Raw genomic sequence first — 12,206 nt, forward strand, 5'->3', positions numbered from 1 at the left:
TAAACCTCGCGGACGCCCGAGTCGCCGACGCGACCCCGCCGGCCGAGACTGAACGGTTTTTTACTCCTCGCGCTCGGAGTGGCGTGTAATGACCGAGTACGACTACGAGGATCTCGGCCTCGTCGCGGGGCTGGAGATACACCAGCAACTCGACACCGAGACGAAGCTGTTCTGTAACTGTCCGACCGCGCTCCGCGAGCCCGAGGAGTCCGAGCGTCAGTTCAGCCGGTACCTCCACCCGACCAAGAGCGAACTGGGCGAACTCGACGAGGCCGCCCTAGAGGAGAGCCAGGTCGACCGCGAGTTCGAGTACCTCGCGTACGACACCACTTGCCTCGTCGAGGAGGACGACGAGCCGCCCCACCGGCTCGACGGGGAGGCCCAGGAGGTCGTCCTCGAAATCGCCCAACTGCTCGACATGGACCCGGTCGATCAGGCCCACGTCATGCGCAAGATCGTGGTCGACGGCTCGAACACCTCGGGGTTCCAGCGCTCGACCCTGATGGCGACCGACGGCGAGATCGAGACCGACGACGGCCCGGTGGGGATCGAGGACCTGATGCTCGAAGAGGAGAGCGCCCAGCGCGTCGAGGAGACCGACGACGGGGTGCGGTACTCGCTCGACCGGCTCGGCATCCCGCTGGTCGAGATCGGCACCAAGCCCGACATCCGTTCGCCCGAGCAGGCCCGCGAGGCCGCCGAGACCATCGGCATGCTCCTGCGCTCGACCGGGAAGGTAAAGCGCGGGCTCGGCACCATCCGACAGGACGTCAACATCTCCATCGCGGAGGGCGCACGGGTCGAGGTCAAGGGCGTCCAGAGCCTCGACGACATCGACGACCTCGTCGAAAACGAGGTCCACCGGCAGGTCCGACTGCTCGAAGTCCGCGACGAACTCCGCGAGCGCGACGCCGAAGTGGGCGACGTCGCCGACGTGACCGACGTGTTCGAGGACACGGACTCGGGAGTCATCGACGGCGCGCTCAGTTCGGGCGGCACGGTTACCGCGGTAGCGCTGTACGGCTTCGACGGCCTCGTCGGGGCGGAACTCCAGCCCGACCGCCGGCTCGGCACCGAACTGTCGGACCACGCCAAGCGCCACGGCGCCGGCGGCATCTTCCACACCGACGAACTGCCCGCCTACGGCGTCACCGAGGCGGAGGTCGAGTCGCTCCGCGAGGCGGTCGGCGCCGGCGAGACGGACGCGGTCGCCATCGTCGCGGCCGACCCCGAGACCGCCGAGGCCGCGATCGAGGCGGCGGCCGACCGGGCCGAGACCGCGCTGGAGGGCGTCCCCGAGGAGACCCGGGGCGCCAACGAGGACGGCACCACTCGCTACCTCCGGCCCCTGCCGGGTGCGGCCCGGATGTACCCCGAGACCGACGTGCCGCCGGTCGACCCCGACCCCAGTGAGGTCGAACCCCCGGAGCTTCTGACCGAGAAGGTCGAGCGCTATCGGGACGAGTACGGTCTCGACGCCGGACTCGCCGAGCAGGTGGCGTACGGCGAGCGAATGGCGCTGTTCGAGACCGCGGTCGAGGCGGGGGTCGACCCCACGCTCGCGGCCGGCACCCTCGAGAGCACGGTCACCGAACTCCGCCGGGACGGCGTTGCGGTCGAGAACCTCACCGACGACCACCTGCTGGAGACGCTCGAACTGGTCGCCGACGGCGAGACCGCGAAGGGCAACGTCGGCGCGGTGCTGACCGCGCTCGCCGAGCGTCCCGAGCGCAGTGCCGCCGAGGCCGTCGAGGCGGAGGGACTCGGGAGCGCGGGCGAAGATGAGGTCCGGGGCGCCGTCGTCGAGGTCGTCGAGCGAAACGAGGGGCAGGTCGAACAAGAGGGGATGCAGGCGTTCTCCGGGCTGATGGGCGAAGCGATGGGCGCGCTCGGCGGGAAGGCCGACGGCGACCTCGTGAGCGAGGTGCTCCGCGAGGAGATCCAGAAGCGAGCCTGAGCGCCCACCCCGGTGGGAGTCGGTGCCGGGCGCCCGCGATCAGGGGTTCGACGCGACGCCGGACGCGATGTTCGGCGTCACCCCGCGACCGCGCGTCGTTGCTGGACCAACTCGAACACCAACAGCGCGGCGAACGTGCTCGCGGCCAGCAACACCATGACCGCGACGCCCGTCCGGACGGAGGGCGCCGCGAGGCTCAACGTCCCGAGCGCCACGCCCGAGACCGCCGCGAGCGCCGACCGCCAGACGTCAGACAGCGCCACACAGCGCTTGGCGAGGGTGGGATCGAGCCCGACGATCCGGGTCCAGACGACGTAGAGCGCCGTCACGAACAGAAAAGACAGCAGACCCACGCCGAGCAGGAGGGCGAACTTCGGGGCGTTCATGGCTCTCTGTTTCGAACGGTCGCCGAGCCGATAATAAGTGTATCGGTGGACGGTCGGAACGACCGCGCCGGCCGTCGGCCGAGCGCGTCTCCGCATCGTTTTATGTCGGTCGCGTCCCCAGATCCGAGTATGCAACTCGCGGACAGGTCGGTCGCGATCGTCGGTGGCGGCTTCGGCGGCCTCTCGACGGCGTGTTATCTCGCCGACGCCGGCGCCGACGTGACAGTCGTGGAGCGAAACGACCAGTTGGGCGGCCGCGCGAGCGTTCTGGAGCGCGACGGCTTCCGGTTCGACATGGGGCCGTCGTGGTACCTGATGCCCGACGTGTTCGAGCGGTTCTTCGGCCACTTCGGCCGCGAGCCCGAGGACTACTACGGGCTGGAGCATCTCGACCCCCACTACAAGATCTTCTTCAAGGACGGCGACGAGGTGACGGTCTCGGCCGACCGGGAGGAGACCAAAGCGATCTTCGAGGAGTACGAGGACGGCGCCGGGGCGGCCCTCGACGCCTACCTCGCGGAGGCCGAGGAGACCTACGAGATCGGGATGGAGCACTTCGTCTACACCGACCGGCCCCGGTTCCGGGACTACGTCGACTGGGACGTGGTCCGCCACGCCCGCGGTCTGACGTTCCTCGGGTCGATGCAGGACCACGTCGCCGACTACTTCGACCACCCGAAGCTCCGCCAGATCATGCAGTACACGCTCGTGTTCCTCGGCGGGTCGCCGAGCAACACGCCCGCGCTCTACAACCTGATGAGCCACGTCGACTTCAACCTCGGCGTCCACTACCCCGAGGACGGACTGGGCGGCGTGGTCGACGGCATCGTCGACCTCGGCTCGGAGCTTGGCGTCGAGTACCGGACCGGGAGTCCGGTCGAGGCGATCGAGGGGTCGGCGGGCGACTTCGAAGTCGAGACCGACGAGGGGTTCCTCCGGGCGGACTTCGTGGTGAGCGACGCCGACTACGCCCACACCGAACAGGAGCTTCTGGCCCCCGAGCGCCGCCAGTACGACGAGGACTACTGGGACTCCCGGACGTACGCGCCCTCCGCGTTCCTGCTGTATCTCGGCGTCGAGGGATCGGTCGACTCCCTCGAACACCACACCCTCGTGCTCCCGACCGACTGGCACGAGCACTTCGAGCAGATCTTCGACGAGCCGGCGTGGCCCGACGACCCGGCCTACTACCTCTGCGTGCCCAGCGAGACCGACGAGACCGTCGCCCCGGAGGGCCACAGCAACCTGTTCGCGCTGGTACCGATCGCGCCCGGGCTCGACGACGACGCCGAGACCCGCGAGCGCTACCGCGACCTCGTGCTCGAGGACATCGCCGAGAACACGGGCGTCGACCTCCGGGATCGCATCGTGGTCGAAGAGCGCTTCTCCGTCTCCGAGTTCACCGACCGGTACAACAGCCGGGCGGGCACCGCGCTCGGGCTCGCTCACACCCTCCGCCAGACCGGCCCGCTCCGGCCGAGTCGCCGCTCGTCGGAGGTCGACGGGCTCTACTTCACCGGGTCGTACACCACGCCCGGCATCGGGGTGCCGATGTGTCTGATCGGCGGCCAGCACACCGCCGACGCGGTGCTGGAGGACCGCGGCGAGTAGCATGCTCCGGTACCTGCTGGTGCTCTCGCGGCCCCGCTTTTGGTTCTATCTGGCGGGACCGGTGGTCGTCGGGGTCGCGTTCGGCGCGTCGACGACCGCCGACCTGTTCGCGCCGGAGGCGGTCGCGCTGTTCGCGTACTTCCTCGTCCCCGCAAACGTCTACCTCTACGGGGTCAACGACGCCTTCGACGCCGAGATCGACGAGACAAATCCCAAAAAAGAGAACCGCGAAGCCCGGTATCGCGGCGGGCTCGCGGTCGGCGCGGTCGTCGCGGTCTGCGGGGTCGCGGGCGCGGCGCTGGTCGCCGTCCTCCCGCTCGGGGCCTCGGTCTGGGTCGCCGGGTTCCTCGCGCTCGGGTTCGCGTACAGCGCCCCGCCGCTCCGATTCAAGACGACGCCGCTGTTGGACTCGGTCTCGAACGGGCTGTACGTCCTGCCGGGCGCGGCGGCGTTCGCCGCGGTCGCGGGCCGCCAGCCCCCGGTGCTCGCGCTGGCCGGCGGCTGGCTCTGGGCGATGGCGATGCACACCTTCTCGGCGGTGCCCGACATCGAGCCCGACCGTCGGGCCGGTATCCGGACGACCGCGACGCTGCTGGGCGAGCGAGCCACGCTGGCGTACTGTGCGGGGTGCTGGCTCCTCGCGGCCGGCGCCTTCGGCGCGATTGACCTCTGGGCGGGGGCGTTGCTCGCGGTGTATCCCGCGCTCGCGGTCGGCGTCGCCGAGACCGACGTCGACGTCGCCCGGGCGTACTGGTGGTTCCCGGCGATCAACGGCCTCGTCGGGATGGTGCTGACCCTCGGGGGCCTCTGGGGGGTCGTGCGTGCGTAGAGACGCCGTCGAGGCGACGCTCGCCGAGGTCGTGCTGGACAACCGCTTCACGATCGCGGTGGTGTTCCCGGTCGTCGGCGCCGCGCTGTTCGTCACGAGCCACGAGGGACTGCTCCCGGACTGGCTCGCGATGAACCCGCTGGCGGTGCTTTTCGGGACGCTCGTGATGCGGCTCCCGCTGGCGGCCGCGCTCGCCCCGCTGGTCGACCGGCGGGCGGCCGCCGGCCTGGTCGCGGTGACCGCCTACAGCTACCTCATCGAGTTCGTCGGCGTGACGACCGGCTGGCCCTACGGCGAGTTCCACTACCAGACCGAACTGGGACCGATGATCGCGGGCGTGCCGGTGGGACTGCCGGTCTTTTTCCTCCCGCTGGTGCTCAACAGCTACCTGCTGGTGGGACTGCTGGCCCCGCGGCTGTCGACCGTCGGCCGGATCGGCGCGTCGCTGGCGGTCGTGCTGGTCGTCGACCTCGTGCTCGACCCCGCGGCGGTCGCGATCGGCTTCTGGACCTACGGCGGCGGCCCGTACTACGGGGTCCCGGTCTCGAACTACGTCGGGTGGGTGCTGAGCGGATTCGTGGCCGTCACCGCGATCGAGTACGCCTTCGACGCCGACGCGCTGGCCGCCCGACTCGCCGACTGCGAGTTCGCGCTCGACGACTTCGTGAGCTTCGTGGTCCTGTGGGGCGCGACCAACGCCTACTTCGGCAACTGGGTCGCGGTCGGGCTGGCGGCCGCGCTGGCCGCCGGGCTGATTCGGGCCGACCGCTTCGACTTCGCGGTGTTCGGCCGGGGCAGTCCCGGGTAGTTCGAACGTGTGGGCGCCGCTCCACGGATCGCTATAGTGGGGGACACACCGGAAGAGCGGATCGACAGCGGTGCGACGACTCCCTACTCGAACTGGGGCGTTCCGCCGGGAACGTCGGCGCCGCCGGGCGAGCCGTCGCCGTCGGGGACGGCGCTGACTCGGCGGAACACCGTCTCGGGGTCGTCGGACCACTGCCAGTGCCACCGGGTCTTCGCCCAGAGCCACGCCGCGCGCGGCGCGCTCAGCTCCGGGGGCGAGGTCAGCACGTCGAACTCCCGCGCCCGGATGAGCCGGTGGTACTCGGCGTACAGTACCGCGGCGAAAAGCACCGCGAACTGACAGTCTTCGGGAAGGTACTCGATGCCCGCCACGCCCTCCCGGTACTTGCGCTCGGCGCGTCGGAGCTCCTCGGCCATGGTGGCTCGGAAGCCGTCGTCCGGGTCGCAACGCCGGAGCTGGGCCTCCGTGACGCCGTGGCGCTCGCGGGTCGTCCCGGGGAGATAGACGCGGTCGTGGTCGCGGATGTCCTCGCGCACGTCGCGCAGGAAGTTCGTCAGCTGGAACGCCTCGCCCAGCGCGACCGCGTGGGGCCGCGCCCGGTCGGGCTCCTCGACGCCCATGACCGCCTGCATCATCACCCCGACGGCGGCCGCCGAGCCGCGAACGTACGACTCCAGTTCCTCGTAGTTCGCGTACCGACTCTTGTCGATGTCGGTCGCCATCGCGTCGATGAACTCCTCGATCTCGTCGCCGGGGATGTCGTACTCTTCGCGCATCTCCTGAAACGCGGCGAGCACGGGGTCGTCGGTCTCACGACGGCCCTGCGCCTCGGCGCGCAGTTGCTCCAGTCGCTCGCGTTCCTCCTCCGGTGACAGGTCGGTCGCGCCGTCCACGACCTCGTCGGCCACGCGGAAGAACGCGTAGAGGACGTAGGTCGGGTTGCGCACCCGTTCGGGGAGGAGTCGCGTGGCGAAGTGGAAGGTTCTGCCAGTTCGCTGCTGTATCGTCTTGCTGCGTCGGAGTTGTCGGTCTGTGACCATTCAGTGTCTCCTGTGTGAGAGTCCGGCCGTGCAACGGCGCCGCGGTACCCGCACTTAGGGCGCGTCCGAGTTAATTGTTGGCTTCGGTGAAATCGTCTCCAGCGGACATAGCGCCCTCGTGTCATTTCGGCGCCGAACCGCCGTCACGGCTCCGTGGAGGTCTGCCGTCGGGGAGCGACGAGCCGTCTCGGGACGCCAGCGTCACGAGCACGACCGGGCGGTCATCGAGGTTGACGAGCCGGAGCACCAGCCGGTGGGTGCCCGCTCGGAGGAGCAGTGGGTCGGCGGTCGCGTCCCCGTCGGCGACCGACTCGGCCGGCCGGAGTTCGACCCCGATCCGACGGACCCGCCGCCGGCCGCCCGCGACCGTGGCGGCCACCACACCGTTGGCGTCGGTCTCGGCGTTCGAAGGCGGTTCGGCCGCGGCGCCGTCGAGCCGACTCCCGAGCGCGACCGACGCGACGGGGACGGCGGTCGCCGACCCAGACGGGAACGAGACGGTCAGCGCGCGCCGCGGCCCTTGCGCGCCGGGTGGTGCGGGACTCTCCTCGCGAACGAGGCGTTCGGCGGCCGCCTCGATGCGGTCGAGTTCGCCGTCGACGAGCCGCTCGGTTCTGGCGGTGCGAGCGTCGTCGACCGCGGGGGCGGCCGCGGCCGCCAGCGTCGCCGCCAGCGTCACCGAGAGCATCGTCCGTATCACCCGAGCGCCTCCGCGAGCCGGGCGAGAAGTCCCGCGTCGTCGCCACTGCGATCGGGGTCGGGTCGCTCGCTGTCGGCGCACTCGCCGGCGCGTCGGGGCTCGCAGTCACAGACGGGGCGCTCGACCGTCGGCGGTTCGCGTTCGAGCGCCTCGGCCTTCGCCAGCGCCGCGTCGGCCCGGCGCTCGACCGTCTCGTTGACGGTCCGTGCGTTGCCGACGTAGCCTCTGAGCGCCTGCGTGGCGGCGTCGAGCTCGTCGAGTCGGTTCTCGGCCTCGTCGAGGCGATCGGCGAGCGCGTCGGTCTCGGCGGCGAGTTCGGCGCCGGTCCGGAGGTCGGTCAGGTCGCGGTCCTCGCCGGTGAGCGCTCGCTCGACCGCGCGGAGTCGCTCGTCGAGCGTTTCGAGGTCGGACATGGCTCGGGGTGGTCCCGCTCCGATACTTAAATGTTCGTCCGACGACCGCCTCGATCCCGGCGCGGACGCCGCCGCGCGCCGGAAAGTTGATTGTCCTCCAATTCGAGTCCCCGTGCATGAAAGTCGTCCTGATTGGTGTCGGGCAGGCCGGGGGCAAACTCACCCAGCGGCTCGCCGAGTACGACCGGAAGATGGGGTTCGGCGCGGTCAAGGGCGCCCTCGCGGTCAACTCCGCGAAGGCGGACCTCCGCGAACTCGATCTGGATACGGTGCTCATCGGACAGGATCGGGTGAAAGGCCACGGGGTCGGCGGCGACAACGAACTCGGCGCGGAGGTGATGCAGAGCGACGCGACCGAAGTGATGGATGCGCTCGACGGACGCATCACCGCCGAGGCCGAGGCGATATTCGTCGTCGCGGGCCTCGGCGGCGGCACCGGATCGGGCGGCGCGCCGGTGCTCGCCCGCGAACTCAACCGCGTCTACCAGATCCCGGTCTACGGCCTCGGCGTGTTGCCGGGCCGCGACGAGGGCGCGATGTATCAGGCCAACGCCGGCCGGTCGCTGATGACGCTGGTCCGGGAGGCCGATGCGACCCTCCTCATCGACAACGACGCGTGGCACACCTCGGGCGAGAGCGTCGGCGAGGCGTTCGACAAGATCAACGAGAACATCGCCCAGCGGGTCGGCCTGCTGTTCGCCTCGGGCGAGGCGGTCGAGGGCGTCGGCGAGAGCGTCGTCGACTCCAGCGAGGTCATCAACACTCTCCGGTCGGGCGGCATCGCCACGCTCGGGTTCGCCAGCGCCGAGGCGGGCGAGGACGCCGAGGCCAACATCAACACCGTCACCTCCACGACCCGGCGGGCGCTCCTCAGCAACCTCAGCCTGCCCAACGCCGTCGAGGCCGACTCGGGACTGCTGGTGGTCGCCGGCCAGCCGGACGCGATCCCGCGGAAGGGCGTCGAGCGCGCCCGCAAGTGGATGGAAGACGAGACCGGGAGCCTGCAGGTCCGGGGCGGGGACTTCCCGCTCGACAGCGGCCGACTGGCGTCGCTCATCCTGCTGGGCGGGGTCGAGCGCTCGGATCGGATCGAGGCGTTCCTCGACCGCGCGAAAGAGGCGAGCAAGCGGGCCGAGGAACCGAAACAGGACCCGGCCGAGCAGTTCCGCACCGACGAGCTGGACGATTTGATCTAGCGGCCGGCGTCTTCGGTCGCGCGTTTCGACGGCGTCGAACTCACAGAGCCGACGGCTGAGCCTCGCCTCGGTCAGACCAGGCTCGCGCCGTCGAACTCGGCGGCGTCGTACTCGACCTCGAGCAGGTCGAGGATCGTCGGGGTGATGTCGAAGAGATCGACGTCACGAACCGTCGCTTCGGGGTCGTCGACGAACAGCGACGCGTTGTCGAAGCTGTGCATCCCGTTGCGCGGGCCCTGACCGAACACGTCCTCGTGGCCCTTGAACCCGGCCTTGAGGTCGAAGCCGTAGTTCGGGATTGCGACGAGGTCGGGCGCGATGTCGTCGTGGTCGCCGTGGAAGGCGTCTTCTTTCTCGACCACGCGCTCGACGACTTTCCGACCGTCGGGACCCTCTACGGCTTCGAGCGCCTCTTTGAGCTGGTCGCGCTTGGTCTCGTACTCGCTCTCGGGGACGCTCCCGCGGGGCTCGCGGCCTTCGAGGTTGATGTAGAACCGGCCCGGGATCAGCGAGTAGGCCTCGGTGTCGTCGGTGATGTCGCCGAGCTCCTCGTGGTCGTCGTCCTCGTAGGAGAGCCACCCCTCCTGTTCGAGCCAGGTGTTCGCGTAGAACTCGTAGTCGAGGGAGGTGAACCCGTGGTCGGAGGCGACCAGCATCGTCACGTCGTCGGGGAGGTTCTGGCGGATCTCGCCGACGTATCGGTCGAGCTTCCGGTAGAAGTCGAGGAACTCCTCTCTGTACTCGCCGTCCTCCTCGTAGTGTTTGAACAGGAAGTGGTTGACCCGGTCGGTCGTCATGAACACGCCGAAAAAGAGGTCCCAGTCGTCCTGCTGGAGGTAGTGTTTGAACGCCTCGTAGCGGGCGTCGAGGGTCTCGTGGGCGTTCTCGATGAAGTCGCCTTTGTCCTCGTCGTGGCCGAGCTTGGCGTTGGCGTCGATCTTGTAGTCGATCGAGTCGAGGTACGAGCCGAGTTCGTCGGGGTAGGCCGCCTTGTCGATGCCCGGCGAGAGAAAGCCCGAGACCATCCGCTGGACGTTGCGCTGGGGCGGGAAGGTGACGGGGACGTTCATCACGGTCGCGTCCCGGCCGGCGTTCTGGACGCGATCCCACACTCGGGTCGCCTGGACGTCCCGACCCATCGGGACGTAGGTGTCGTACGAGCCGGTTTCGCGGTCTTGGAAGCCGTAGACGCCGGTCTGTCCGGGGTTGACGCCGGTGGTGAGGGAGGGCCAACACGCCGACGACTCGGGCGGGACGATGCTGTCTATCGGCCCGGCCGACCCCTCGTCGGCGAGCGCGGCGAGGTTCTCGAACTCGTCGAAGTGATCCTCGAGGAAACTGTACGGCACGCCGTCGATACCGAAGAACGCGACGCGGGGCTTGTCGTCGCCGCGGAGCTTATCGAAGAGTCCCATGCTTCCGGCTACGAGGACCGCATACAAGAAATTTCTTTTCGTAAGCGCCGCCTTCGACCCGAACGATGATGAAAGACCTCGCGACCGAGAAGATCAGGAGCTCTCGAACGCCTCGAACAGCGCCTTCCGGGTGCTCGCGTCGATGAGCATGTCGAGGGTCTCTTCCTGATCGTCGTCGACCTGCGAGAACAGTCCGAGGGGGACCCGGGCCGTCGCGGCGTCGGTGTTGCCGCCGGTGGTCTCGCTGGTCTCGAACGCGGAGTCGAGGATGTCGAACGCGTTGGTCCGGACGTCCTCGGCGCGACACGACACCACGATGGTCTCCTCGTGTATCCCGAACACCGCCGCGGTCGAGACGCCTTCGAGCCGGAGCATGGCGTCGGCGGCCTCTTCGAGCGCCGAGACCGCCGGGATCGACCCGACGTTCGTCACCGCGAAGCTCGCCCGGCGCTCGCGGTTGGCGATCGCGTCGCCGATCACGTCGAAGGTGTCGCCGCTCATGCCGGGCGATCGGAGGTCCTCGATGCGCCCGAGGTCGGCGTAGGTGTGGAGGTAGCCGGCGGCCTCGTAGTCCTGCTGGCCGTTCGCCCGGCGGAACTCCCGCGTGCCGGCCCGGATGCCGTGAAGGAGCGCGGTCGCGATCCGCTGGTCGGGGACCACGTTCTCGGTCTGGAGGAATCGCGCGACCGTGGTCGAGGTCGAGCCGTCTTCGGTGGGCGTCACCGTCAGGATGTTCTCCGCGGCGGTCGGCCGGTGGCGGACCACCGCGACCACCGGCGGGTTGTTCGAGAGCCGGGGGACCGCCCCGCCCCCGCCGACCGCGATCGCGGCGTCGAACTCGGTCAGCTCCTCGCTCCCGTCGCCGATGACCGCGAACTCGAGGTCGAAGATGTTCGAGAACGCCTTGGTGTCCTCGCCGGTGATCTCTCCCTCCGCGAACAGTCGGGCGGTGACGCCCCACTCCTTGCAGAGTGCCCGGAGCCCGACCGCCGCCGCGAGCGCGTCGATGCTCGGGCCGTCGGGCACCACCAGCGCGACCCGGTTCTGGCCGGCGACCGTGTTCTTGAGCGCGTCGACCGGTGCGGGCTCGCGATCGCGTCGCCAGCCGGTGACCGACCGGGCGGCGTAGAGGACGACTCCACCGGCGACCACCACCGTGGCTGCCATCGCGGCTAACTCCGCGTTCCCGAATCCGGTCCCGAGCGCCATCGCTTCGGGGTCCCGATTCCAGCGATAAATATTTTCGGGAGGCCGTCCGGAACGTGAAAATACTCTGCAGACCGAGGGCGGCCGATCGACTACGCGAACGTCTCGTCGTAGAGGTCCATCGCGTGCTCGATCGCGTCTTTGGCCGCCTGCTTGTCCTCCCAGCCCAGCGTCTCGACTTCCTTGCCCTCCTCGAGGTTCTTGTAGGTCGCGAAGAACTCGTCGATCTCGTCGAGGGTCTGTTGGGGGATGTCGTCGAGGTCCTCGACGTGGTCGTAGCGGGGGTCTTCGGTCGGCACCGCGATGACCTTGTCGTCCTGCTCGCCGTCGTCGTCCATCTTCATCAGCGCGACCGGGCGGGCCTCGACGATACAGCCCGGGAACGTCTGGTCCTCGACGAGGACGAGCACGTCGAAGGGGTCCTCGTCGTCGTAGTACGACTGGGGGATGAACCCGTAGTCGCTGGGGTAGTGGACGTTGCTGTGGAGGACGCGATCGAGCACGACGCCGGGGACGTCCTTGTCGTACTCGTACTTGTTGCGTTCGCCTTTGAGACACTCGACGACGGCGTAGATCTCCTCGGGCGGGTTCGGTCCGGCTTCCAGGTCTTCCCAGAGGTTCGTCATGTGCAGTTCGTGAGTCGGT

12 protein-coding genes are annotated in these 12,206 nt (G+C 69.3%); 5 read left to right on the plus strand and 7 right to left on the minus strand.

Annotated elements, in window-relative coordinates; all coding sequences use genetic code 11:
• Nucleotides 1-88 precede the first annotated feature (88 nt).
• Nucleotides 89-1,957 carry a Glu-tRNA(Gln) amidotransferase subunit GatE gene (gatE, locus tag EPY72_RS00745; protein ID WP_135805274.1) on the plus strand — a complete coding sequence of 623 codons (1,869 nt, stop codon included), beginning with the start codon at nucleotides 89-91 and terminating at the stop codon, nucleotides 1,955-1,957.
• Nucleotides 1,958-2,034: 77 nt separating this feature from the next.
• Here gatE and EPY72_RS00750 read toward each other — a convergent pair whose 3' ends face one another.
• Nucleotides 2,035-2,343 (minus strand): hypothetical protein, encoded by a 309-nt coding sequence (locus tag EPY72_RS00750; protein WP_134672518.1) that lies wholly within the window; start codon nucleotides 2,341-2,343, stop codon nucleotides 2,035-2,037.
• Nucleotides 2,344-2,472: 129 nt separating this feature from the next.
• On the opposite strand from EPY72_RS00750, the gene EPY72_RS00755 reads away from it, so the two are divergent.
• The 3 genes from EPY72_RS00755 to cruF are packed head-to-tail and all read left to right on the plus strand — an operon-like array spanning nucleotide 2,473 to nucleotide 5,591.
• The gene (locus EPY72_RS00755; protein WP_135805275.1) at nucleotides 2,473-3,954 is read left to right on the plus strand and encodes a phytoene desaturase family protein; all 1,482 of its coding nucleotides are present in this window, start codon (nucleotides 2,473-2,475) and stop codon (nucleotides 3,952-3,954) included.
• Between the two features lies 1 nt (nucleotide 3,955).
• Nucleotides 3,956-4,783 carry a prenyltransferase gene (locus EPY72_RS00760; RefSeq protein ID WP_135805276.1) on the plus strand — a complete coding sequence of 276 codons (828 nt, stop codon included), beginning with the start codon at nucleotides 3,956-3,958 and terminating at the stop codon, nucleotides 4,781-4,783.
• Nucleotides 4,776-5,591, plus strand: a complete 816-nt coding sequence (cruF, locus tag EPY72_RS00765; protein ID WP_135805277.1) for a bisanhydrobacterioruberin hydratase — start codon at nucleotides 4,776-4,778, stop codon at nucleotides 5,589-5,591. The genes EPY72_RS00760 and cruF overlap by 8 nt, the downstream gene beginning before the upstream one ends.
• A gap of 83 nt (nucleotides 5,592-5,674) precedes the next feature.
• Here cruF and EPY72_RS00770 read toward each other — a convergent pair whose 3' ends face one another.
• From EPY72_RS00770 to EPY72_RS00780, 3 genes are all read right to left on the minus strand, one after another.
• The gene (locus EPY72_RS00770; protein ID WP_135805278.1) at nucleotides 5,675-6,631 is read right to left on the minus strand and encodes a phytoene/squalene synthase family protein; all 957 of its coding nucleotides are present in this window, start codon (nucleotides 6,629-6,631) and stop codon (nucleotides 5,675-5,677) included.
• A gap of 121 nt (nucleotides 6,632-6,752) precedes the next feature.
• On the minus strand, nucleotides 6,753-7,331 hold the full coding sequence (locus tag EPY72_RS00775; RefSeq protein WP_135805279.1) for a DUF7311 family protein: 579 nt from the start codon (nucleotides 7,329-7,331) through the stop codon (nucleotides 6,753-6,755).
• The gene (locus EPY72_RS00780) at nucleotides 7,328-7,744 is read right to left on the minus strand and encodes a DUF7310 family coiled-coil domain-containing protein (protein WP_134672524.1); all 417 of its coding nucleotides are present in this window, start codon (nucleotides 7,742-7,744) and stop codon (nucleotides 7,328-7,330) included. Before EPY72_RS00780 ends, EPY72_RS00775 begins: the two co-directional genes overlap by 4 nt.
• 116 nt (nucleotides 7,745-7,860) lie before the next feature.
• Between EPY72_RS00780 and EPY72_RS00785 the strand changes: the two genes are divergently transcribed.
• Nucleotides 7,861-8,940 carry a tubulin/FtsZ family protein gene (locus EPY72_RS00785; RefSeq protein WP_134672525.1) on the plus strand — a complete coding sequence of 360 codons (1,080 nt, stop codon included), beginning with the start codon at nucleotides 7,861-7,863 and terminating at the stop codon, nucleotides 8,938-8,940.
• Between the two features lie 71 nt (nucleotides 8,941-9,011).
• Here the strand turns inward: EPY72_RS00785 and EPY72_RS00790 are convergent, their stop codons facing one another.
• The 3 genes from EPY72_RS00790 to EPY72_RS00800 form a co-directional block, all read right to left on the minus strand.
• Nucleotides 9,012-10,355: an alkaline phosphatase family protein gene (locus tag EPY72_RS00790; protein WP_135805280.1), complete on the minus strand. Its 1,344-nt coding sequence runs from the start codon at nucleotides 10,353-10,355 to the stop codon at nucleotides 9,012-9,014.
• 93 nt (nucleotides 10,356-10,448) lie between these two features.
• Nucleotides 10,449-11,564 (minus strand): DHH family phosphoesterase, encoded by a 1,116-nt coding sequence (locus EPY72_RS00795; protein WP_134672527.1) that lies wholly within the window; start codon nucleotides 11,562-11,564, stop codon nucleotides 10,449-10,451.
• A gap of 89 nt (nucleotides 11,565-11,653) precedes the next feature.
• Nucleotides 11,654-12,187, minus strand: coding sequence for an inorganic diphosphatase (locus EPY72_RS00800; RefSeq protein WP_134670869.1), 534 nt, complete (start codon nucleotides 12,185-12,187; stop codon nucleotides 11,654-11,656).
• Between the last annotated feature and the right edge of the window lie 19 nt (nucleotides 12,188-12,206).

The sequence above is a fragment of the Halorussus marinus genome (genome assembly GCF_004765795.1).
GTDB lineage: Archaea > Halobacteriota > Halobacteria > Halobacteriales > Haladaptataceae > Halorussus > Halorussus marinus.